Source organism: Pauljensenia sp. 27098_8_83, assembly GCF_041432695.1.
Taxonomy (GTDB): domain Bacteria; phylum Actinomycetota; class Actinomycetes; order Actinomycetales; family Actinomycetaceae; genus Pauljensenia.
Window position 1 is genome coordinate 12,272 of sequence record NZ_JAPWAD010000015.1, and the last position, 22,654, is coordinate 34,925.

At 66.4% G+C, this 22,654-nt stretch carries 20 protein-coding genes, 2 tRNA genes and 1 other RNA gene; 14 read left to right on the forward strand and 9 right to left on the reverse strand.

Translation table 11 applies throughout. The annotated features are described in order from the left end of the window. The first annotated feature begins 119 nt into the window (after window positions 1–119). Window positions 120–824: an ion transporter gene (locus O3656_RS06675; RefSeq protein WP_500063205.1), complete on the forward strand. Its 705-nt coding sequence runs from the start codon at window positions 120–122 to the stop codon at window positions 822–824. Window positions 825–1,080: 256 nt separating this feature from the next. Here the strand turns inward: O3656_RS06675 and O3656_RS06680 are convergent, their stop codons facing one another. Further along, window positions 1,081–2,454 (reverse strand): uracil-xanthine permease family protein, encoded by a 1,374-nt coding sequence (locus O3656_RS06680; RefSeq protein ID WP_500063206.1) that lies wholly within the window; start codon window positions 2,452–2,454, stop codon window positions 1,081–1,083. Window positions 2,455–2,613: 159 nt separating this feature from the next. Here O3656_RS06680 and O3656_RS06685 point away from each other — a divergent pair, with 159 nt between their 5' ends. Both O3656_RS06685 and O3656_RS06690 read left to right on the forward strand, forming a co-directional pair. Then, entirely contained in the window at window positions 2,614–3,051 is a 438-nt protein-coding gene (locus O3656_RS06685) for a hypothetical protein (RefSeq protein ID WP_500063207.1), read from the forward strand. A 280-nt stretch (window positions 3,052–3,331) separates the two neighbouring features. Next, window positions 3,332–3,419, forward strand: a tRNA-Ser gene (locus tag O3656_RS06690). Window positions 3,420–3,687: 268 nt separating this feature from the next. On the opposite strand, the gene O3656_RS06695 is transcribed toward O3656_RS06690, so the two are convergent. Further along, window positions 3,688–4,251, reverse strand: a complete 564-nt coding sequence (locus O3656_RS06695) for a YbaK/EbsC family protein (RefSeq protein ID WP_500063208.1) — start codon at window positions 4,249–4,251, stop codon at window positions 3,688–3,690. A 196-nt stretch (window positions 4,252–4,447) separates the two neighbouring features. Here O3656_RS06695 and ffs point away from each other — a divergent pair. Both ffs and O3656_RS06705 read left to right on the forward strand, forming a co-directional pair. Next, window positions 4,448–4,543: signal recognition particle sRNA small type (gene ffs, locus O3656_RS06700), an RNA gene on the forward strand. Between the two features lie 118 nt (window positions 4,544–4,661). Beyond that, window positions 4,662–4,734: transfer RNA gene (locus O3656_RS06705), tRNA-Arg, on the forward strand. Window positions 4,735–6,115: 1,381 nt separating this feature from the next. Here the strand turns inward: O3656_RS06705 and gluQRS are convergent. Next, complete coding sequence (gene gluQRS / locus O3656_RS06710; protein WP_500063209.1) at window positions 6,116–7,030, reverse strand: tRNA glutamyl-Q(34) synthetase GluQRS; 915 nt, start codon at window positions 7,028–7,030, stop codon at window positions 6,116–6,118. A gap of 79 nt (window positions 7,031–7,109) precedes the next feature. On the opposite strand from gluQRS, the gene O3656_RS06715 reads away from it, so the two are divergent. The 5 genes from O3656_RS06715 (at window position 7,110) to O3656_RS06735 (ending at window position 11,382) form a co-directional block, all read left to right on the forward strand. Then, the gene (locus tag O3656_RS06715) at window positions 7,110–7,598 is read left to right on the forward strand and encodes a fluoride efflux transporter FluC (RefSeq protein WP_500063210.1); all 489 of its coding nucleotides are present in this window, start codon (window positions 7,110–7,112) and stop codon (window positions 7,596–7,598) included. Continuing rightward, a complete protein-coding gene (locus tag O3656_RS06720) occupies window positions 7,595–7,963 on the forward strand; it encodes a fluoride efflux transporter FluC (protein ID WP_500063211.1) in 369 nt (122 codons plus the stop codon). Before O3656_RS06715 ends, O3656_RS06720 begins: the two co-directional genes overlap by 4 nt. A gap of 748 nt (window positions 7,964–8,711) precedes the next feature. Next, window positions 8,712–9,731, forward strand: a complete 1,020-nt coding sequence (locus O3656_RS06725) for a methionine ABC transporter ATP-binding protein (protein WP_500063212.1) — start codon at window positions 8,712–8,714, stop codon at window positions 9,729–9,731. After that, window positions 9,728–10,465 carry a methionine ABC transporter permease gene (locus tag O3656_RS06730; protein WP_500063213.1) on the forward strand — a complete coding sequence of 246 codons (738 nt, stop codon included), beginning with the start codon at window positions 9,728–9,730 and terminating at the stop codon, window positions 10,463–10,465. The genes O3656_RS06725 and O3656_RS06730 overlap by 4 nt, the downstream gene beginning before the upstream one ends. Window positions 10,466–10,545: 80 nt before the next feature. Further along, the gene (locus O3656_RS06735) at window positions 10,546–11,382 is read left to right on the forward strand and encodes a MetQ/NlpA family ABC transporter substrate-binding protein (RefSeq protein ID WP_500063214.1); all 837 of its coding nucleotides are present in this window, start codon (window positions 10,546–10,548) and stop codon (window positions 11,380–11,382) included. A 141-nt stretch (window positions 11,383–11,523) separates the two neighbouring features. Here O3656_RS06735 and O3656_RS06740 read toward each other — a convergent pair whose 3' ends face one another. Together O3656_RS06740 and upp are read right to left on the reverse strand one after the other, a co-directional pair. Next, window positions 11,524–12,078 (reverse strand): YagU family protein, encoded by a 555-nt coding sequence (locus tag O3656_RS06740; protein WP_500063215.1) that lies wholly within the window; start codon window positions 12,076–12,078, stop codon window positions 11,524–11,526. Window positions 12,079–12,326: 248 nt separating this feature from the next. Then, window positions 12,327–12,965, reverse strand: a complete 639-nt coding sequence (gene upp, locus O3656_RS06745; RefSeq protein WP_500063216.1) for a uracil phosphoribosyltransferase — start codon at window positions 12,963–12,965, stop codon at window positions 12,327–12,329. A 208-nt stretch (window positions 12,966–13,173) separates the two neighbouring features. On the opposite strand from upp, the gene tadA reads away from it, so the two are divergent. Together tadA and O3656_RS06755 are read left to right on the forward strand one after the other, a co-directional pair. Next, window positions 13,174–14,460 carry a tRNA adenosine(34) deaminase TadA gene (gene tadA, locus O3656_RS06750; RefSeq protein ID WP_500063217.1) on the forward strand — a complete coding sequence of 429 codons (1,287 nt, stop codon included), beginning with the start codon at window positions 13,174–13,176 and terminating at the stop codon, window positions 14,458–14,460. A 1-nt stretch (window position 14,461) separates the two neighbouring features. Further along, complete coding sequence (locus O3656_RS06755) at window positions 14,462–14,953, forward strand: MogA/MoaB family molybdenum cofactor biosynthesis protein (protein WP_500063218.1); 492 nt, start codon at window positions 14,462–14,464, stop codon at window positions 14,951–14,953. Window positions 14,954–15,035: 82 nt separating this feature from the next. On the opposite strand, the gene moaC is transcribed toward O3656_RS06755, so the two are convergent. The 4 genes from moaC to O3656_RS06775 form a co-directional block, all read right to left on the reverse strand. Then, window positions 15,036–15,518 carry a cyclic pyranopterin monophosphate synthase MoaC gene (gene moaC / locus O3656_RS06760; RefSeq protein ID WP_003791807.1) on the reverse strand — a complete coding sequence of 161 codons (483 nt, stop codon included), beginning with the start codon at window positions 15,516–15,518 and terminating at the stop codon, window positions 15,036–15,038. A 54-nt stretch (window positions 15,519–15,572) separates the two neighbouring features. Further along, window positions 15,573–16,874 carry a molybdopterin molybdotransferase MoeA gene (locus O3656_RS06765; protein ID WP_500063219.1) on the reverse strand — a complete coding sequence of 434 codons (1,302 nt, stop codon included), beginning with the start codon at window positions 16,872–16,874 and terminating at the stop codon, window positions 15,573–15,575. Window positions 16,875–17,199: 325 nt separating this feature from the next. Beyond that, the gene (locus O3656_RS06770; RefSeq protein WP_500063220.1) at window positions 17,200–18,216 is read right to left on the reverse strand and encodes an endonuclease domain-containing protein; all 1,017 of its coding nucleotides are present in this window, start codon (window positions 18,214–18,216) and stop codon (window positions 17,200–17,202) included. A gap of 575 nt (window positions 18,217–18,791) precedes the next feature. After that, the gene (locus O3656_RS06775; protein WP_500063221.1) at window positions 18,792–19,832 is read right to left on the reverse strand and encodes a zinc-dependent alcohol dehydrogenase family protein; all 1,041 of its coding nucleotides are present in this window, start codon (window positions 19,830–19,832) and stop codon (window positions 18,792–18,794) included. Between the two features lie 177 nt (window positions 19,833–20,009). Between O3656_RS06775 and moaA the strand changes: the two genes are divergently transcribed. Beyond that, on the forward strand, window positions 20,010–21,074 hold the full coding sequence (gene moaA / locus O3656_RS06780; RefSeq protein ID WP_500063222.1) for a GTP 3',8-cyclase MoaA: 1,065 nt from the start codon (window positions 20,010–20,012) through the stop codon (window positions 21,072–21,074). A 223-nt stretch (window positions 21,075–21,297) separates the two neighbouring features. After that, window positions 21,298–22,641 (forward strand): MFS transporter, encoded by a 1,344-nt coding sequence (locus O3656_RS06785; RefSeq protein ID WP_500063223.1) that lies wholly within the window; start codon window positions 21,298–21,300, stop codon window positions 22,639–22,641. Window positions 22,642–22,654: the final 13 nt, after the last annotated feature.

The following is a 22,654-nucleotide window of genomic DNA, read 5'->3' on the forward strand; positions in this document are numbered from 1 at the left end:
AGTGCTACAGTGCGTTGTAGAGGCGAGAGGCGTGATCGTGTTCTCGCTTCGAGCCTCGGCGGATGCGTGGCGGCGCGCATAGCGGAGTGGCACGTGCGTATCGAGGAAGGACGACGCGGATGCGGAACCGTCTCTACTCCCTGCTCAATGGCGATGGGAGAGCGGCAATGTGGTACGGGCGCGTCATGACCATCCTCATCGTCGCGAGCCTCCTGCCCCTGTGCTTCAAAGGATCCAGCCCCATCCTCGAAACAATCGAGTATGCGTGCGTCCTCGTCTTCATCGTTGACTACCTGGCCCGATGGGCGACGGCGGATCTGAAGATCGGCAAGGGCGCGTTGTCGTTCCTGATCTATCCCTTCACCCCCATGGCGATCATCGACTTGCTGTCGATCCTGCCTGTCTTCAACGCCCTCAATGACGCGCTGCGCACGCTGCGAGTCCTGCGCCTGTTCCGTGCGCTGCGTGCCTTCAAGCTCATCCGCTACTCGAAGAGCGCCTCTGCGATCGCCGCCGTGTTCGAGAAGCAACGGGAAGCGTTGCTCGCCGTCCTCTGCCTGGCGATCGCGTACATTCTCGTGAGCGCTCTCGTGATCTTCAACGTCGAGCCGGACACCTTCAACACGTTTTTTGACGCCGTGTACTGGGCGGTCGTCTCCCTCACGACCGTCGGCTACGGCGATCTCTACCCCTCCTCCGACGTGGGGCGCACCATCGCCATGATCTCCTCGCTCATGGGCGTCGCGGTCGTCGCCCTGCCCTCGGGCATTATCACGGCGGGCATGCTCGACGAGCTGCGCGGAGACGGAGGTGCTAGCGACTGATGTGTAGGGACTTTTATTGCGGGGTCGATTCGTGTGGCCTCCGCTCACCCAAAAGTCGCACGTAATTCTCAGGCGGTCATTTTATAAGTGGGCGCACAAGCGTTGAAATTCCGCGGTTCGTGCTGATCGGATTCTCGGCATCGCTGGGGAATTACGTGCGGAATTGGGAGAGATAAACGAGGCCGGGGCCCAACCCACCTCTCACCGCGCGGTGAGCGAGTGGCCGAGCCCCGGCCTCGTCAATGAAAGCGTCAGATCAGGCCTCAGCCTGCGGCGCGGGGGAGCGATGGCGCTTCGAATACGCCTCGCCTTCCAACTCCGAACCCGACGGTGCGGACGCGGGCGTCGCAGCCTCCAGGTTCGTGCCGCGTAGCTTCGAAATCAGGCGCATGCCGTGGTAGATCAGCAGAGCCGAGGCGGTACCCAGCGCGATGCCCTCGAAGGACATGTCGCCGATCTTCCACGTGAAGTTCGCAATCGCGACGATCAACGCGACCGCAGCGGTGTTCAGGTTCACCGGGTTGGAGAAATCCACGCGGTTCTGCACCCAAATACGCACGCCCAGCATGCCGATCATGCCGTACAGGACCGTGCCCGCACCGCCGAGGACGCCCGGAGGAATCGTCGCAATCAGCGCGCCGAACTTCGGTAGCATCGACAGAACCAGGGCAACACCAGCCGCGATTAAGTACGCGGCCGTCGAGTACACGCGGGTCGCCGCCATGACGCCGATGTTCTCCGCGTAGGTCGTCGTACCCGAACCGCCGCCGCTGCCGGCCAGCATCGTGGACAGGCCATCCGCCATGAGCGCGCGTCCCGTCAGGTCGTCCATGTTCTCACCCGTCATCGCGGACACAGACTTCACGTGGCCGACGTTCTCCGCGACCAGGATGAACACGACCGGCAGGAACAAGCCCAGGGTCGAGGGGGCAAAGCTAGGAGCCTGGAACTCGGGGAAGCCGATCCAAGCGGCCTTGCTCACGGTCGAGAAGTCGACCTGACCCTGAAGAATCGCGGCCACGTAGCCGATCAGCACGCCGATCAGGATCGACAGGCGGCCCAGGATGCCCTTGAAGAGCACCGTCACGAGGCAGATCGACACGATCGTCACAACAGCAGTGATCGGGCCTTCCTTCACCCAGTTCCACGCGGCAGGTGCCAGGTTCAGGCCGATGAGAGCCACAATCGCACCCGTCACCACGGGCGGCATGACCGCGTCAATCCAGCGCACGCCCGCGAAGTGAACGATCAAACCAACCGTAGCCAGCGTCGCACCCGTCGCAATGATGCCGCCGAGCGCGTACGAAGACCCGAGAGTGCTCGACACGGCGGTGATCGGGGTGATCAGGGCGAACGAGGAACCCAGGTACGAGGGCAGACGGCCCGCCGTGATCAGGAAGAACAGCAGGGTGCCGATCGCGGTGAAAAAAAGCGTTGTCGACGGAGGGAAACCCGTCAACAACGGAACAAGGAACGTCGCACCAAACATTGCGACCACGTGCTGGGCGCCAATGCCAATAGTGCGCGGCCACGACAGTCGCTCACCCGGGAGGACGACGTCACCGGGATTAATGGACGTGCCGTTACCGTGAAGCTTCCAACGGAACAGCGAAGTCTTCGTTTCGCTCATAAGCGTACAAATCCGATCAGTTGATGGGCAGGATGGCCGTACCGGTCGGAATAACAGGGTAGCGCGTTTGCCCCTGTATCCGCAGGTTTCGCCACGCCTAAACCCCACGAGCGGCCAAAGTGTGGTGCACGCCCCTGCTGTTATGGAATAGTGGAGCACATGAGCCAGCCGTCCCCGAACCTCGCCCCCACAGTCTCCAGGGTGCCCTGGGCGAACCCGGACACTGCCTCGCCAACTGCCGCCCCCGGCGACCGCTACGGCTACGCCCCCGAGAGCGTCATCCGCCAGGGCGTCCCGGCCTCGTACAGTAGGTTCCCGGGCACGGAATACGTCGACATCCAGGAGGTCTTCGCCGACGGCGGCTACACTTCCCCCAAGCCCATCAGGAACCCCATGGCGAAAGTCGCCCTCTGGTTCGGCGTCTTCGGGTTCTTCGGCTTCACCCTCGTCATCAGCATCGTTCTCGCGGTCATCGCTCTGGTCCAGGCGCAGTCCCTCCCCGAGCGCATCGGCTCACGCGAGGCCATCGCCGCCCTCGTCTACGACGGCATCCTCGTCTTCATTGGCCTGTCCATCTACGCGCTCGGGCTCTTCTGATTCGCACGAGGCCGGGGCTGCCTTGGGGGTCGGCCTTCGCGGGTGCAGCCAGGCAGGCAGTGGTCGAGCTGGCGCGCGCCCGCGGTTTCGATGCCACTGAATTGCCTGGGTGATCCGAGGAAGGTGTGGGTGTGTGCTTGCCTGCTTGCCTGCTTGCCTGTTTGCCTGCTTGCCTGGGCGCGCGGTTTTTCGTGGGATTCCGGGCCTGTGATCTGGTCCATTGGCCAGGATTGGCGCTGGGAGGCTTTTTTCGCTTATGATTGTCCGGCACGATGTGCACGGAGGATTCGCCTAGTGGCCTATGGCGCACGCTTGGAAAGCGTGTTGGGTGCAAGCCCTCGGGGGTTCGAATCCCCCATCCTCCGCCACCGGACCCCGGAACCTGCCCAGGTTCCGGGGTTTTGTTGCTTGTACCCCGCCTGATCTCCGGCCGCCGCGAGTCCTGCCCGCCCGCGAGTCGTCCGCGCCGCGAGCCTTCGGCTCGGCGCGTCGCCTCGAAGCCCGGCCAGGCCCCGCAGGCCTCGCGGCGGCCTCCAATCGGGCGGGGCATGTCGCTGTGAGTGGCCAGGCCCTGCCGCCGCCCGCGGGCACCGTAGCCTGGCCCTGTGTCTCGAAGCCGGCCCCGGCCTCGTCCCCTTAGACTCCGAGCCCCTCGACGATCTCCGCTCCCGGGAGCGCGGCGAGGACCTCGCCCGTCACGAACAGCTTCGAGCGGCGTAGGCCCGAGCCGATGCAGCTCCAGCCGACCGCGCACGCCGAATCGATGAGGAGACGCCACGAGCCGGGCACGCCCACCGGCGTGATGCCGCCGTACTCCATGCCCGACGCCTCGACCGCGCGGTCCTGCGGCCAGAAGCTCGCCTTGCGCACGTCGAGGCGTTTCTTCACCACGTGATTGACGTCAGCGTTCGTCGTCGCGCGCACGACGCACGCCGCGATCCGCTCCTCGCCCGCGCGCTTGCCCGCCACCAGGATGCAGTTCGACGACAGCGCCAGATCCATGCCGAACTCGCGCGTCATGACCTCCGTGTCCGCCAGCTCAGGGTCGATCGCGACGACGAGGGCCGACGAGGCCGTGGCCACCCCGTGCTCGGCCAGTGCGGTGAGAGCGGCCGCGACCGGCGGCGCGAGCAGATTCAGATTGTCCAGTGCGGGTGCGGGCTCCAGCGAGCCGATGCCGGGAATGATGATGTCGCTCATGGTGTCAGGGTAGGCCTGTCGGCATCGGAGTGTCTGGTGTGGCCGATGGGTAAGCCTGCGTGACGGCCGGGTGTGCGTCCGTGCCCGCGGTGTTCGGGGTCTGCGGTGTTTCGTGCCCGTAGTGTTTCGTGCCCGTAGTGTTCCGCGGCATGGTCGCCGCAGCTGCGCGCGCCGGGTGAAAACGTGTATGCTGGGGGCCGGTCCTCCGCGTGACGGTATCATCCGAACCTCCCCAGGGCAGGAATGCAGCAAGGATAAGGGTGCGCTGCCGGGTGCGCGGAGGATCTTTGTATATGCTGCTCGATCTTGGTCGGCTGAAGCACGTGCTCCTTCAGTGTGGTTCAGGTCATGACTCTTGATTTTGCATCCTGATGAAGAGCGTGTAAGCTTATACCCAGCCAAACGGCAAAGCGCCCGTAGCTCAATGGATAGAGCATCTGATTACGGTTCAGAAGGTTGGGGGTTCGAGTCCCTTCGGGCGCGCAGCGGCCCCCCTCGGTGCGATCCACCGGTGGGGGTTCTGCATTTTTAAAAAGCACTCCTTCGGGAGTGCTTTTTTCATGCCCGTGGTGTCCACGCGTTTGCGGCGAGGACCGGGGTTATAGGAGGGTTATAGGACACTACGTGTTGCTAGAGGGGTGACTTTTCGGCTTTGTTGCGCGGGAAAGTCGGTGTTTTAGTTGGTTGTGTTTGCCTCGTTCCTGTGAATACTGCGTCAAGCCCTGTGTATGGGCCCCTGGCGCATGCAGGCCCGATGACCTGCACCTGGGCCCGACGACATGTGTGCGGGCAGCGCCGCCCACGTGCATGTCTAGTGGTTTAGGTGCGTATCAAGGGGTTCACGCGCACTTTCAAGGGTTAACGCGCGGCCGCGCAGCTGAAGGCGAGACGGAACTCGTCCGGCATTGCCGCTGTGGAGCGTATTCCGTGACAAAATTCGCCCGGCGTGGCCGGTTGGGGGTGCTTGCGTGACAAAATTCGCCCTGCTCGCCAAAATACGCGCATTTTGGGTCGTTTTGCGCATGCAGGGAGAGTTTTGTCCCGTTTTGGCTGCGAGCAAGCTGAGCGGGGAGAGTTTTGTCCCGCGGCCCGGTTGGAGGCCGCTGCGCAACTCGTGGAGCACAGCGGTGAGATGTTGGGACTGGTCACCGCGCCCGTGGGTGGGCAGCTCCCAGGCGTCAATACGTACGCGGATAGGTAACGAGCAGGCGGATAGGTAACGAGCATCCGGATAGCTTATTAACCTATCCGGATGCGCATAACCTATCCACGTGTGCATAACCTATCCGGATAGTGCTCAGACGCAGAGCACTGCAGGGGTGGCAGCACATGCACAGGGTTAGCCGCACGATCGGAAGCGGCTGCATCGCCGAATGGTCCCACCGTCGAAGCTCGCGGCGGTGGCGGGGCCCGGCTCCATAAATTTCGCATGCAATTCGATTTGGTGAAGATTCAACAAAGTGTGAAAACGTTGCAATTCCAACGCTGTGAATTCATAGTTTGAAACAATTGCGAGGGAATTGCATGCGAAATTGGTGGTAGACCCGGCGATGAGGGATGCGAGGCCTACGGGATGGTGGTCGGGCCTGGCTGTGGTGCCGTTGGGCCGCGGGCCAGGGTGGAGAACGAGGCGACGCTCCGAGCAACCGATCAGCCACCAGGCGCCACTGGTGTGGAGGGTGCCGGAGGGCCTGGCTGCAGTGCCCGTGGGCGGTGGCGGGGCCTGGCCGGACAACGAGTCGACGCGCCGAGCGAAGCTCGCGGCGCGGACGGTGAGCGGGCGGGCCGCCGCCCACGGGCACATCAAGCAGCCCGGCCCGGCAGGGCAAACAGAGCAACCCGGCAGGGCGTACGAAGCAAAACCTCAGGAACTGGGCGGCGTCACGACCCACGGCTCGGTCGACAAGGAACGCAATCCGGAAATCCCCAGCGCATCCGCGATGTCGGAGGCGCAACGCGCCCCGGGCACTCCCAGGGACGACCCGATAAAAGAAACGACGTCGGCGGTGGACCAGCCCAGGCCTCGTAAATCGGCGAGCGTGACCGCGCCGTCGCGCTTGGCCAGGCGCGCCCCCGAGGGCGCGAGCGCGAGGGGCACGTGCGCGTAGGTCGGCTCGGGTGCCCCGAGCAGGTGCGCGAGCTGCGCCTGCGCGGGTGCCTGGGAGAGCAGGTCGAAGCCGCGCACGACCTGGTCGACGCCCTGGTAGGCGTCGTCGACGACGGCTGCCAGGTTGTAGGCGGGCACGCCGTCGGCGCGGCGCACGACGAAGTGGTCGACGGGCCCGGTGTAGGAGCCGTGCAGCTCATCGAACACGGTCCACTCGGGTGATGGCGCGGCGAGGCGCAGCGCGGGCTTGCGCCCCAATGCGGCCAAAGACGCGCGCTTCTCGTCGCGCTCCGACTCACTCAACGACAGGCATGTGCCCGGGTAGTGGCCGGGCGGCACGTGCGGCGCGGAGGCGGCCTCGCGGATGTCGCGGCGCGTGCAGTAGCACTCGAAGATGAGGCCGCGCGCGGCCAGCGACGCCAGGGCGGCCTCGTGCGCGTCGGCCCGTGCGGTTTGGATGAGGGGTTCGCCGTCCCAGTCGATGCCGATCGCTTGCAGGTCCTCGATCTGGCGCCCCGCGGACCCGGCGCGTTCCCGGTCGATGTCCTCGATGCGCAGGACGAACCGCCGCCCGGTCGCGCGCGCCCACGCCCACGCGAGGATCGCGGTGCGCAGGTTGCCCAGGTGGAAGTCGCCCGTGGGGGAAGGCGCGAATCGTCCGGTGTTCGTCATGCGCCCAGTGTACGAGGCCGTGGCGGCCTCCCGGGATCCGCCTCCCCGGGCGCTAGGGTCGCAGGCGTACAGTGGGTGCATGGTGAGTTTTCGAGTGCCCGACTGGGTGGCGGTTTTCGTGGGTGGCGTCGTGGGGACGGCTGCGCGCGCCGGCTTGGATGAGGTGGCGAAGGCCTCGCCCGTGCCCGGCCTTTTCCTGTCGTGGTCGACGCTGACGGTCAACGTGGTGGGCGCGTTCCTGCTGGGCGCGTTGGCCACGTGGGTGGCGGGGCGCCTCGCGCGCGGCGCGGGGGATCCGGCGTCGTTGAAGACTCTGAAGCTCCTGGTTGGCACTGGTTTCGCGGGCGCTTTCACCACGTACGGGACGTACATTGTCGCGTCGGTGGGCTACGTGTCGCTCAACGGCATTGTCGAGGCCGTCTCTCAGTCCCTGGGTCTCCTCGCCCTGGGCGGAGCGTGCGCCTGGGTGGGGATGCGCGTGGGGGAGTGGCTGTGCGGCCCCTCGGCGGCCTCAGCTGCCTCCTCGGTTTCTGCGACGTCCGTGAACGACGAGGGGGAGCGAGCGTGAGCCCGGTGACGTTCCTGTTTGTGGCCCTGGCTGGCGGCGTGGGCGCGTGCGCCCGCTTCTGGCTGGATCGAGGTGTGCAGCGCGCCCTGGACTCGTGGGGTGACCCGGCGGGGGCGAAGCTCGGCATCCTGGTGGTGAACGTGATCGGGTGTTTCCTGGCCGGGGTGGCAACGCAGCTTGCCCCAGCGAGCATCATGCCGATCGTGTCGACGGGGTTCCTCGGTGGCTTCACGACGTTCTCGACCGCTCTCGTGGACGCTGTGACCCTGTGGGCCGACGGATTCCGAGGACGTTCGTTGGCGCTCGCGCTGGGTACCTGGGCGGCCTCCTGGGGAGCGGCGCTCGCGGGCATCGCCGTCGCGTGAGCCTCGTCGGGGCGTTCCGGGCTCTGCTTGTTATCTGGCTCTGTTTGTTATCTGGCTTTGCTTGTTATCAGCCATTGCGCGCGACTGAGCACAGGCCTGGCCTGCGCTCATCCTTACCCAAAATGTCGCATGCAATTCCCCTGCGTCTATTTCAGAATTTGAATTGTGATCGTTGGGATTGCAACGCTTTCTCGGGTCCTAAGAAAAGTAAGGGTAGCCAAATTGCATGCGACTTTTGGGGGCGAGGTCGGGAAGGGGGATGAGGTCGGGCGGGCGAGGCTGGGCGGGTGAGGCCGGATGTTCGCACAGACCCGCGCTTATCCTTACCCAAAAATGTCGCATGCAATTCCCCTGCGTCTATTTCAGAATTTGAATTGTGATCGTTGGGATTGCAACGCTTTCTCGGGTCCTAAGAAAAGTAAGGGTAGCCAAATTGCATGCGACTTTTGGGGGTGGGGGACGAGGCCGGGGGCGGGATCAGGGAGGAGGAGGGGATGCAGGAGGAGGGGATGCAGGAGGAGGGGATGGAAGAGGGGATGGAAGAGGGGATGGAAGAGGGGATGCAGGGCGCTCGTGGGTATCGCTTGCGCCGGATAGGGAGTTTTCCGCGTAACTACAGCCGCGATGTGGGCTGTTCGGTGAGGGTTTAGCCACGATACGGAGTTTTGTAACAGCATTCCGAGCGCTGGCGCCGCTGGCCCTCATATGCTGATGATGCGGGCCGCGGGGCCCAGTAACGGAGAAGCACATGATTGACCTCACCGGGGTGTCCAAGATCTACCCCGTGAAAGGCGGCGGCCAGGTCGTCGCGCTCGATGGGGTGAACCTGCACGTCGATCGCGGTTCGATCCACGGGATCGTCGGCCGTTCTGGTGCGGGTAAGTCCACGCTCATCAGGTGTCTGACGGCGCTCGAGAAGCCCACCGAGGGCCGCATCGTCGTCGACGGCCTCGACCTGTCGACCCTGTCGGGTTCCGCGCTGCGCGCCGCCCGTCGTCGCATCGGTATGGTGTTCCAGGCCGCAAACCTCCTGGACGCTCGCACTGCCGCCGACAACATCGGCTACCCGCTCAAGCTCGCCGGCGTGCCTCGTGCGCAGCGCCGTCAGCGCGTCGAGGAACTCCTCGCCCTCGTGGGGCTCGAGGGCCGGGGCGACTCCTACCCGTCTCAGCTGTCGGGCGGCCAGCGTCAGCGCGTCGGCATTGCCCGCGCCCTGGCCGACGACCCGGCTGTGCTCCTCTGCGACGAGCCGACGAGTGCCCTCGACACGGAGTCGACCGCCCAGATCCTCTCCCTGCTGCGCCGCGTGCGCGACGTCGCCGGTGTCACCGTCGTCATCATTACCCACGAGATGGCCGTCGTCCGCGAGATCTGTGACTCCGTGACCCTCCTCGGCCACGGCCAGGTCCTGCAGACCGGTCCCCTCGAAGAGGTCGTCGCCGATCCCTCGACCCCGCTGGCCCGCGAGCTGGTCCCCATGCCCGTCGTGGAGTCCGTCCCCGCCCCCGGGGCTACGAGCCTGGATGGCCTGACGAAGAGCACCGTCCTCCTCGACGTCGTCTTCACGTCGCACCCGGGTGTGCCCACGGGTGCCACGGTGCTGCACCTGGCCTCGTCCATGGGCGCGGACGTCACCGCGGGAACCTTCGAGTCCCTCGGCAGCGTGCAGGTGGGCCGCCTGGCCCTCACCGTCCCCGCGTACCACGCCGACAAGATTATCGAGCAGCTGCGTAAGAACAACGTTCACGCGGAAGTGAGGACCCAATGACCACCGCATACCTCGCCGCCGCGACCGCCGCGCAGGCGCTCCAGCCTACCGGCAAGGGCGACCCGACGTGGCTCGACAACCCCGCCCTCACCCAGAAGTTCGTCCCAGCGATCCTCGAGACCCTCATGATGACGGGCCTGTCCACGCTCTTCGCGGTCATCATCGGAACGCTGCTGGGCCTCGTGCTGGTCCAGACCGGCAAGGGCGGCCTCACCCCCAACAAGGGCGTGTACCAGGCCGTGTCCTTCGTCGTGAACATCGTGCGCTCCCTGCCCTTCATCATCGGCATCATCATGCTGATCCCGGTCACCAAGATGATCGTCGGCAAGTCCACGGGCTCGCTGGCCACCGTCGTGCCGCTCGTCATCCTCTCCGCGCCCTTCTTCGCGCGCCTCGTGGAGACGAACCTCCTGGCCGTCGACCCGGGCAAGGTCGAGGCCGCCCAGATGATGGGTGCCTCCAACCGGCAGATTCGCTGGGGAGTCCTCATCCGCGAGGCCATGCCCTCCCTCATCCAGTCCATCACGACGCTGGCGATCACGCTCATCGGCTACTCCGCGATGGCGGGTGCCGTCGGTGGCGGAGGCCTGGGCCAGATGGCCATCAACTACGGCTACAACCGCTGGCAGGACGACGTCATGATCTCCACGGTCATCGCGATCATCATCATCGTCCAGGTCATCCAGCTGATCGGCGACCTCATCTCGCGGGCGGTCGACCACCGCTCGCGCTGAGGCGCACGCACACCCTTGTCCACCCGAGGCCACCCCGGCCTCGTCCCATCCCATCGACGACCACAGAAAAGAGAAACATCATGCGTCATCGTTCCTTCGCGGCCCTCGCGCTGGCCGCCGTTGCCTCCCTCGGCCTGGCAGCCTGCGGCGGCTCGGGCTCCACCTCCTCCGATGCGTCCAGCTCCTCCTCGGACGTCGTCACCCTGACCGTGGGCGCGACCCCCTCGCCCCACGCGAAGATCCTCACCTACATCAACGACAACCTGGCCGAGGCCGAGGGCATCAAGCTCAATATCGTTGAGTACACCGACTACGTGCAGCCCAACACGGCGCTCAACGACGGTGAGCTCGACGCCAACTTCTACCAGACCGTCCCCTACCTGGAGAACGCGGAGAAGCAGGCCGGCTACGATTTCGAGGCCGGCGAGGGTATTCACCTCGAGCCCCTCGGCGTCTTCTCCCAGAAGCACAAGTCCCTGGACGAGCTGCCCAACGGCGGCACGATCGGCATCATCTCCGACACCTCCAACCAGGAGCGCGCGCTGCGCCTGCTGGCCACCCAGGGCCTCGTGTCCATCCCCGAGGGTGAGGGCGACGTCAACGTCAACACCGTCACGAAGCTGAAGGACTTCTCCTTCAACGAGGTCGAGGGCCCGCAGCTGGTCCGCTCGCTCGAGGACTTCGACTACGCGGTCATCAACGGTAACTTCGCCCAGGAGGGCGGCCTGAGCCTGAGCGGCGACGCCCTCGTCGTCGAGTCCCCGGTCGACAACCCGGCTGTGAACGTCCTCGTGTGGAAGAAGGATTCGAAGAAGGCTGACGCGATCGCCAAGCTTGAGAAGCTCCTGCACTCCGATCAGGTGAAGCAGTACATCGAGCAGACCTGGTCGGACGGCTCGGTCATCCCGGCGTTCTGATTGACTCTGATTGACGAGGCCGGGGCGCGCAGGCGTCGAGGCTGACGGATCGCGAATGCAGGGATCTGCATAGATAAGCGGGTGGCCCCCGGAACCCAAGGGTTCCGGGGGCCACCCGTATGTCCGCGTGAGCGGCGCGCGTCAGTTGGTGCGTGCCTCGAGCGGGAACTCGGCGTCCGGCTCGTGCGTGATGCGGTTGCGCATGTCGCGGCGGAAGACTTCGATGACCCACAGCCAGATGATGTGGCCGAAGAATTCGGAGAAGTGCTCCGCGAAGGGCTGGTTCCAGGGCGCTGGGACGGTGCCCATCAGCGGCATGAGGACGACGTGGAAGGCCACGTAGACGAAGATACCGAAGGCGGCACCCTGCCAGAGCTTGATCTGCGGGAAGCGCTCGGCGAGCACGCAGTAGAGAACCGCGAAGGCGATCGAGAACGAGAAGTGGACGATGAAGGAGATCCAGGGGAGTCCTTCGTTACCGTTGAAGGTGTAGGACAGGTGCGTGACGCTCTCCGGGACGCCCAGCTGCTGGAGCAGCTCCTGGGGCGGGTTGGTGGCGTTGCGCTCGGGCGTACGCGGAGGCAGCGGCACCTCCCAGCCGAACTTCACGATGGCGGAGACGATGCCGCCGAGAACACCTGCGATTGCTGCGACGCCGTAGCGGCGGCGCTTGGGATTGGTCTGAATCAGTGCCATGTGACAAGCATGAAACGCTCACGCGGTATTTTCGAGGCTGATGAACTCTTAGCGTTTAAGGTCACATAAGGCTGTCATTAGGAAAAATAGGCTACAAATAGCCACGACGGTTAGTTTATGCGTCGATTAATAGGTAAATACGAGGGGTGGTGGCGGGACCTGGGTCCCGCCACCACCCCTCGCGTGGCGTTAGCTGCCTCGCACGCGAGACTTCACGCCTCGCGCCGTGACGCTTGTGAGAACGTCCGTCAGTCGATGATGCCGTACAGGCGGTCGCCCGCGTCGCCCAGGCCGGGGACGATGTAGGACTTCTCGTTGAGGTGATCGTCGACTGCTGCGACGACCACGTTCACGTCGGCGCGGTCGCCGATCGCGTCCTCGAGCGTCTTGATGCCCTCGGGAGCGGCCAGGATGCACACGCAGGTTACGTCCTTCGTGCCGCGCTCGAAGAGGTAGTTGGTGGCGGCGACCATGGTGTGACCGGTGGCCAGCATGGGGTCGAGAATGAAGCACTGGCGGCCCGACAGGTCGTCGGGCAGGCGGTTCGCGTAGGTCTCGATCTCCAGGGTGTCCTCGTCGCGGCGCATGCCCAGGAAGCCAACCTCGGCCGTGGGCAGCATGCGGGTCATGCCCTCGAGCATGCCCAGGCCTGCGCGCAGGACGGGGACCACGATCGGGCGAGGCTCGGAGAGCTTCAGGCCGACCGTGGGGGCAACGGGGGTCTCGATGGGGGTCTCGGTGACGGCCACCTCGCGGGTCGCCTCGTAGGCGAGCAGAGTGACCAGTTCGTCCACGAGCTGGCGGAACGTCGCCGACGGCGTTTCGCGATCGCGCAGAACGGTGAGCTTGTGGGTGATCAGGGGGTGATTGGCAACGTGGAGGCGCATGGTTATAGGCTACCTTGTCCGCCGGTGGATGTGCACCCTGGTGCGTCGGGGACGAGGCCGTGGCCGGTCAGCTCTGATCCGCGCGACTGTCGGTGGGGTGGGCACCGCGTCCGGATCCGGGCAACGTCGACTCACGCGTCACATGAAGCTCACAAGCCACTGTGGACTCCAACTATCCCAACACTGATTTGGCCGGTAAGCTAGTAGTGTGACCGTGAATGAGCAGTACCGCGAAGCAATGGGGAAGGCCCTTTTCCTGGCCAACCGCGCCCGCGAGACGGGAGATGTCCCCGTCGGGGCCGTCGTCGTCGACGAAAACGGCCGGATCATCGGCCGCGGGTGGAACTGCCGCGAGGCGCACCACGATCCCGCTGGTCACGCCGAAATTGTCGCGCTGCGTGAGGCTGGTCGCGCCAGGGGAACCTGGCGTCTGACGGGCTGCACGCTCGTCGTCACCCTCGAACCTTGCACGATGTGCGCGGGTGCCATTCTCGCCTCCCGCGTCGACCGCGTTGTCTTCGGCGCGTGGGACCCGAAGGCAGGTGCCGCTGGCTCCCTGCGCGACGTCCTGCGCGACGCCCGCATGCCCCACCCGACCGAGGTGTTCGGCGGAGTTCTCGCCCAAGAGGCCGCCATGCAGCTGCGTTCCTTTTTCCTCGGTTGCCGCAGTGCCGACGAAATGCCCGTCGTCCAGGCCCCCGTCCACGAGCCCGACGCTATCCCCGCGCCCCCCGTTGTCCCCTACGAGGAGGACGAGGTGCCCGCGGCGGTCCGCGCCGAGAAGCCCGCGCTCGAGAATGCGCCTCGCCACGAGGGCGTTCCCGCTCAGCTCGTGACGCCCGAAGCCCCGGTCTCCGCTGCTGCGGTCTCCTCTGCTCCGGCGGCACCCTCGCACTCCGCGCACACGCCCAGCCGTCACCGTGGGACCGAGGCCTCGCCCCTGCCTCGTCGGGCGGGCCGCCCCTTCTCCGAGCGTGTCTCCGGCAACGCCGACAACCCCGCCGACATCCCCGCGGGCGAAAGTGTTGCGCCCGCGACGCAGACCCCGCCCTCGCAGCCGCCCTACCGCAGCGCCGCCCCCGTCATGCCCGCCGTGTCGCCCGACACCACACGCGGCCCCGTCACCAAATCCGTCCCCCAAATCCGCCCCGTCCACGTGCGCCCCACCGCGACCGTGCCCGAGGGACTCTACACGCCCGCGCAGCCCGGCCGCCCGCTCGCCCAGCCGCTGCGTGAGAGTACGCCCCGGCCTCCGGCCGCCGCGCCCGCGACCGTCGCGGACGAGCCGATTCCCGCGCCGCCCGTATTCCCCCAGCGTGCCCAGAAGCGTGTGAACGAGCGCCCGCAGCGTCCCCTCCCGCAGGCGTTCGAACCCGAGCCCGCGCGCCGCGTCGACTACGAGCTCTCCCCGCGCCAGTTCAACGACGTCGACCCCATTACCTCCGGGATCCGCGTGCGCCGCTCCGGGCGTCGCCGCGGCAACGCCCGCCACTGACATGATTCCCGCACGCGTCATCACTGTCTCCGACCGCTGTTCCGCCGGCGTCGCCGAGGACCTCTCCGGGCCCCTCGCCGCGCGCCTCCTCGCAGACCACGACATCGAGGCGTCGGTCGAGATCGTCCCCGACGAGGTCGACGCCATCCGCGCAGCGATCACCGCAGCCGTCGAGGACGGCGCCCGCTTCGTCTTCACGACCGGCGGCACCGGCCTCGCGCCCCGCGACGTCACCCCCGAGGCGACCGAGCCGCTCCTCGTGACGCGCATCGACGGCCTCACCGACGCGATTCGGCGCCGCGGTGAAGAAAAGGTCGTCTCCGCCGCCCTCTCGCGAGGCCTTGTTGGCGTCACCGCGCGTTCGCCCGAGGGCGCCCTCGTCGTGAATGCCCCCGGCTCCCGCGGTGGTGTCACCGATGCCGTGACCGTCATCGGCCCGCTCGTCGCCCACATCATCGACCAGCTCGCGGGCGGCGACCACCCGCGAGCCTGATCAACCCGCTGATACGACGAGGCCGCCCGGCGCGTGCGCTTCGGGCGGCCTGCGTACGTGACGGCGTACGTTTCGGGGCGTCTCAGTCCTGCGGGTCCTCCGGGCGCACCCAGTCGCCGCTGCGACCGCCCGACTTCGCCACGATCTTCGCCTCGCGGATGCGGGCCGAGCGATCCACACCCTTGACCATGTCCACGATCGCGAGAGCCGCCACCGTCACCGAGGTCAGCGCCTCCATCTCCACGCCCGTGCGGTCAGCCGTGCGCACGGTCGCGCGAATCGCCACGTGATCGTCCTCCAGGCTCAGGTCCACCGCGCAGCCGTGCACGCCGATCGTGTGTGCGAGGGGCAGCAGCTCGGGGACGCGCTTCGCCGCCGAAATGCCGGCCACGCGCGCCACCGCCAGGACGTCGCCCTTCGGGACTGTGCCGTCACGCAGGGCTTGCATGACCTCGGGTGAGCAATCCACGCGGCACACGGCGCTCGCCTGGCGCACCGTCGGATTCTTCGCGGTCACGTCCACCATGTAGGCGGCACCGTCCTCGTTCAGGTGTGTAAACTTCACGGATTTCCTTTCGTTATGTCTGAGCAGCGGGGTGAGCTCTTACGGGCAGCGGGGTCAGCCTACGAGCGGGACGACCGCCAGCTCCTGGCCCGCCTCGACCGTCTCGATCTCCGGCGCGACCACGCCGATTGCCTCCGCGTTCGCCAGCGAAGCCACCAGGTGCGACTTCGACCCCAGGGAGTGCACCGGCTCCACCCAGCGGGTCCCGGCCTCGTCCCCGGTGCGGGCCCCGGCCTCGTGCCCGGGGGCGGAGACGAAGCGAAGCGGGATGAACTGCGTCTTTCCGGACGGGGAGTCCCACCTGGTGCGCGCGCGGGCGTGGATGCCGCTCGGGGCGGTCGCGCCGCGCTCGGGGGCGACGAGGCCCGACATGACCGCCAGCGCACCCGCGACGTACATGTGGAACGTCGTAAAGACCGACACCGGGTTGCCCGGCAGGCAGATGATCGGCGTCTGGCGGCCGCCCGGGCCCACCGGCGTGGACCCCACGCCCTGCGGGCCGCCCGGCTGCTGAGCGACGTGGTGGAATCCTGCGTCCGTGCCGAGGGTGAGACGCACGACCTCGTACGCGCCCGCCGAAATGCCGCCGGCGGTCAGGACCAGGTCGGCCTCGGGTGCCGTGTCGAGGGCGTGGCGCAGTTCGGCCGGGGTGTCACCCGTGCGCAGGTGAGCGACGACCTGCCCGCCGGCCTCCTCGACGAGGCCGCGCAGCAGGATGCCATTCGAATCGGGAATCTGGCCGCGCTCGAGGGCCTCGCCGGCGCGCTTGAGTTCCGTGCCCGTCGACACGACGATGACGCGGGGCCGGGGCAGAACCGTCAGGGTGCCGTGCCCGACCGAGGTCGCGGCCGCCAGCGCCGCCCCATCCAGGACGCGTCCCGCCTCCAGGACCGGGGAGCCAGCCGCGAGGGCCTCGCCGGCAACACGCACGTTCTCGCCCAGCTTCGGGGCAACGCGGATCTCCACCGTCTCGGGCGCCTGCGCGATGCCCGCCGCATGATCCGTCTGCTCGACCTTCACGACGGTATCCGCGCCAGCCGGGATGGGGGCGCCCGTCATGATGCGCCACGCCTGCCCCGCCTCAAGGCGATTGTCGCGGGTGTCGCCCGCCGGAATATCACCGGCGACGGGCAGGGTCCACGGGCCCTCGCCCGCCAGGTCCTCGCGACGCACCGCGAACCCGTCCATCGCGGAGTTCGTGAACGGCGGCAGCGGGATCAGCGAGCGGACGTCGACCGCCAGGCGGCGACCCAGGCACTCCTCGACGGGAAGCGTGTCGTGAGGGAGGACATGACTATGCGCCAGCGCCTCGATCAGCTCGCGATGCTGCGCGGTAGACAAGGTGGGATCGTGCATGTGTCCAGTGTAGAGCCAGGTGGCGTGGGGGAGGGGCGTAGGCGGCGGATGGCGGGTGGTGCGACGGTGTCGGTCGGTACTTGTGTCGGCACTTGTGTCAGCCTGGGCATCGTGACGGGATGGCGGTCGTGTGTGCGCTGCGTGGTCGGTTGCCCCGCGCGCGTGGACGAGGCGTGGGCCGGGTTCGGCAGTGGGAGTACGGGGGGAATTGCACTACAAGGCGGTTCGACACGCCGGCGACGCGCCGTTGGGAGGCTTGGTGTAGTGCAAAACCCCCGTTGGGTCGACAGCTCTCACGTCGTCTCAACCCAGTTCTCACCTCGTCTCACCCAAGGCGCGCGGCGAGCGCCGCGCGGACCTGCGCAACAAGCTCATCGGGGTGGTCCAGATCGTGCCATCCGACGCGGATAATGTGCCAGCCCTCGGCCTCGAGGTGGCGTTGGCGTTCGCGCTCGCGGGCGAGTGAGGCGTGAATACTGCCCGGGTTATCACCGTATTTGGCGCGTCCGTCGAACTCAATGCCGACTTTCTCGGCGGGGAAGGCGCAATCGATGAAGTAACGACGGCCCCGCGTGTGGACCTCGACCTGTGTGCGCATGCCGGTGAGGCCTGCTGCGCACAGCTCATACAGCACGCGTGCTTCTCCGGGGGAGGCGCATCCGGCATCAGCATGGGCGATGATCCACTGCGCTTGAGAGCGGCCCCGAGCCCTATTGCCCAGACGCGTAAGCTCTACGCTCAGTAACTCTTTCCAGTACTTCTCGTGTCGGCGTGAGTCTGTGAGGTGGAAGTTATCGAAGTGAGTGAAGGCATTACCGATCATGCAGAGCTGGGTGAAGGCAGCTCTCCGGTTCGGTGATGTTCGTGCGACGGTGATCTGCGCTGCTTCGAGGCTTTCGATGTGGAGGCCACGTGCGTCGGCGGTTGGCGGTAATCGACGAACGCGACTCGGTGTGATCGTTATCGGCTCGAAATGATGCGTGCCGACTGAGACTGCGGGTAGTTGGACCGAATGGGTTGACGTTGAGGAAGCAATAGTGAGCGCAGGTATGCGAGGGACGGACCCGTATCCGTGTGCCCACAGTGCGCATTGTCCGGTGACCACCATGGCACGGTGCGTGTGCGCGAGGTGATAGAGGCGTGCGGCGAGCATGACCTCCGGAAGCTGGCTGGCGTCTATGCCCTCGAGGCGCGCGAGATCGAGGTACGTCCTGCCCGCGATTCTTACAGCCGTCGGTATCTTTGTGAGGCCGTGGTGACTGGAGCGCGGCACGCGAATGATCGCGCGTTCAACGGCGTCGAGGACGAAAGGAGCGTCGTTGCCCCTGACTTCTTGGCTCATGAGTGAATTCTAGAGCTTTACGTTTCAATTCGGTGCGGTTTGATGCTTCTAATTTTATTTGATCATTAATGATGTTCATGTGTGGCTCGGCGGTGCGCGGGTTTGGGTGCATCGGTGCGCCGTTTGTGCGTGGTGTCACGAGGCGTGGGGTGGGTTCGGCAGTGGGAGCACGGGGGGAATTGCACTACAAGGCGGTTCGATACGCCGGCGACACTCCGTTGGGAGGCTTGGTGTAGTGCAAAACCCTCATTTGGGCCACCTGGCGCGCCTTCGATGGCTGGGTGGAGGCTGTGGCGGGACGAGGCGTGGGGTGGGTTCGGCAGTGGGAGCACGGGGGGAATTGCACTACAAGGCGGTTCGACACGCCGGCGACACGCCGGTGGGAGGCTTCGTGTAGTGCAAAACCCCCTCGTGGAGTCTCAGTCGGTGGCGTTGCGTGCAAACGACACCGGGCAGCCCCGCGAGGTGGCGGGGCTGCCCGGGCAACGAAGCTGTGCAGCATGTGACTGCACGGACGCGGTCGTTATGGCGGCGTTCGGATCAGAAGCCCACGAGACCGCTGGCGTGCAACAGAATCAGACGGTGAGCATCACCTTCGTGGCGCGACGCTCATCCATCGCGGCGTAGCCCTCGGCGGCCTGCTCAAGCGGCAGGACCAGGTCGAAGACGGTACCTGGGTTGATCTCGCCGCGGTAGATCAGGTCGATCATGGTGGGCAGATACTTGCGCACGGCGGCCGGCCCGCCGAACATGTGCACCTCGGCGGCGAACATGCGGCTCATATCCAGGGAGACGCCGTGGGGAACGCCCACGAAGGACAGGTGACCACCGGGGCGCACGCAGCCGAGCGCCTGATCGAAGGACGCCTCGTTGCCCACCGCCTCGACGACACCATCGGCGCCCAGGCCGTCGGTCAGTTCCTTGATGCGCGCGATGCCCTCCTCGCCGCGCTCTTCGACGACGTCGGTCGCTCCGAACTCGCGGGCCAGCGCCTGGCGGTCCGCGTGGCGCGACATCGCGATGATGCGGGATGCACCCAGCTGCTTGGCGCCAATGATTGCGCCCAGGCCCACGGCGCCGTCACCCACGACGACGATGGTCTTCCCGGGGGCGGCCCCGGCCTCGTCGGCGGCGAACCAGCCGGTGCCGAGAACGTCGGAGGCGGCCAGGAGCGAGGGGAGCTGTTCGGGCGTGGGGGCTTCGGGCGTCTTCACTAGGGTGCCGTCCGCGAGGGGAATTCGAGCGTACTCGGCCTGTGTGCCGCCTGCGCGCATACCGATGAAGGCGTCGCCCTGGGCTGCGGCGGTCGTGCAGCGCGAGGGGTAGCCGGAGCGGCAGGTCGCGCACTCGCCGCAGGAGATACAGAACGAACCCACGACGAAGTCGCCGGGCTTGACGGTCGTGACGGCCGCGCCCACCTCGACGACTGTTCCGACGTACTCGTGGCCCATGCGCTGCTCGTGGACCGGCTCCGATCCGCGGTAGGGCCACAGGTCGGAGCCACAGATGCAGGTGGCCGCCAGCTTGATGATGGCGTCCGTGGGTTCCAGGATGGTGGGCATCGGCATGTCTTCGACGGTGACGTTGCCGGGCTCGTGCATGACGGCGGCGCGCATGTTTCTCCTCGTGATTGGTGCATTGGTCGTGGGGCAACGGTAGCCGTCAAGTCCGCCAGTTCGTCAGCGCCGGCCGCTGTCTCGTTTCTCTCAGCGACGAGGCAGGGGCTGCGTGTCACCGTTCGCGCTCGGTTTTTCGAGGGGCGAACACAGGGCAAATCGCGGTAGGGTTGCGCCATGTCTGTCGAGTTCGTTTCCGCCTCTCAGGCGGCAGATGCGGTGGCGTGCGACGCGCCGCTGCGGCTCGTCGACACCTTCGGACGCGTGGCCCGCGACCTGCGCGTGTCGCTCACCGACCGCTGCAATCTGCGCTGTTCCTACTGCATGCCCCCCGAAGGCCTGGACTGGCTGCCCACCGAGGAAACCCTGACGGACGACGAGGTCGTGCGCCTCGTGCGCGTTGGCGTCGAGCGGCTCGGGATCCGCCAGGTCCGCTTCACCGGCGGGGAACCCCTCCTGCGCCGAGGCCTCGAGGGGATCATCGAAGCGTGCTCCCATATGCGCACCGACGAGGGGGAGCCGCTCGACCTGGCCCTCACGACGAACGCGCTCGGCCTGGCCAAGCGAGCCCAGGGCTTGAGGGATGCGGGCCTGAACCGCGTCAACATTTCGCTTGATTCCCTGGACCCCGAGCACTTCGCGGCGATCACCCGCCGCGACCGCCTCGGCGATGTCCTGGAGGGCATCGAGGCCGCCGCCCGCGCCGGGCTGAGCCCCATCAAGGTCAACGCCCTCGTCCTGCGCGGCATGAACGAGGCCGACCTGCCCGACCTGGTCGACTACTGCCTGGACCGGGGCATCGAGCTGCGCGTCATCGAGCAGATGCCGATCGGCCCGCCGGACACGTGGGATCGCCAGCACATCCTGACTGCCGACGAGATCCTGCACATCATGGGCACTCGCCACGCGCTGACCCCCGCGCCGCGCGAGGACCCGCATTCGCCGGCGGGACGCTGGATCGTGGATGGTGACCCGACGAAGCGCCTCGGAGTTATCGCCTCCGTGTCCGACCCCTTCTGCAGCGCGTGTGACCGCACCCGCCTGACCTCGGACGGCATGGTGCGATCCTGCCTGTTCTCCACCGAAGAGACCTCGCTGCGTGACCTGCTGCGGGGTGGCGGGGACGATGCGCAGATCGCCGCCCGATGGGCCGACGCTATGTGGGCGAAGCCGGCTGCGCACGGGCTCAATATCGACACCTTTGCTCGCGCGTCGCGCACCATGAGCCGTATTGGTGGGTAACCTCCCACTAATTTCGTGACACCGGTGTTTTCTAACAGCGGTAAATTGCTTGTTTGTTCACGGGAAGAACGTCCCTGGCGGGGGGACTTTTCCTAGTGCTTGCAGGGGTGATGCACGTCCCAATGAGTTCGTGTGGGTTACGTCATTTCAATTGGTAGCCTCCGTGTTAAAGAACGTCCGGCGCATGCCCGCGCCCGGACTCCCTTCAGACACGAGGAGAGCCATGAGCGCGACCGACCCCGCGGCCAAGAAGAGCCGCTACCTGCTCACTGACTGGAACCCCAACGATGAGTCCAAGTGGGACTCGAAACTCGCGTGGCGCACGCTGTGGATCACGACCTACTCGCTGATCCTGGCCTTCTGCGTATGGTTCCTGCCCAGCGCGATCGCGCCCAAGCTGAACGCCCTCGGCTTCAACCTGGACAAGTCGCAGCTCTACTGGCTGACTGCCCTGCCGGGCCTGGCCGCCGGCATCCTGCGCCTCATCTACATGTTCCTGCCCCCGCTCATCGGCACCCGCAAGCTCGTCGGTATTACCTCCCTGCTGTGCATCCTGCCCATGGCGGGCTGGTTCTACGTCGTCCAGGACAACACGACCCCCTACGGGGTCCTGCTGGCCCTTGCCTTCATGTGTGGCATCGGCGGCGGCGCGTTCTCCGGCTACATGGCCTCCACCGGCTACTTCTTCCCCAAGCGTCTCGCCGGCACGGCCCTGGGCCTGCAGGGTGGCATCGGTAACCTCGGCATGTCCGTCATCCAGCTGGTCGGCCCCATCCTCATGGGCTTCGGCCTGGTCGGCATGACCTGGCTGGCGCCCCAGAGGCAGGTCGCCGGCGAAGCCGCCGGCCAGGAGATCTGGGTCTACAACGCCGCAGCCTTCTTCATTCCGTGGTGCATCCTCGCGGCGATCCTCGCCTTCATCTGGCTGCGCGACGTGCCCGTCAAGGCCAACATCAAGCAGCAGCTGGACATCTTCTCCAACCCCAACACCTGGTACATGACCATCCTCTACGTCATGACCTTCGGCCTGTTCTCCGGTTTCTCCGCCGTCTTCGGCCTGCTCATCAACAACCAGTTCGGCGCTTCCTCCCCCCTCGAGCTGGGCGTCAAGGGCGCGACCTTCGCCTTCCTTGGCCCCCTCATCGGCTCGGTCATCCGCATGTCCTGGGGCATCTTCTGCGACCGCATGGGCGGCGCCATCTGGACCTTCATCTCCGGCGTCGGCATGGCCATCACCCTGGGCGGTGTCGCCTGGGTGCTGACCAACCCCACCGGTTGGACCGACTTCTACATCTTCATGGCGCTCATGCTCACCATGTTCCTGTTCTCCGGCTTCGGTAACGCCGGTACCTTCAAGCAGATGCCGATGATCATGCCGGCCCGCCAGGCTGGCGGTGCCATCGGCTTCACCTCGGCGATCGCGTCCCTCGGCCCCTTCCTGGTCGGCGTCGCGCTCTCCGCCATCAGCGCCCCGGTCTTCTTCGCGGGCTGCGCTATCTTCTGCGCCCTGTGCTCGGTCCTGTGCTGGATCATGTACGCGCGCAAGAACGCCCCGTTCCCCGGCTGATCCACCCGGCACT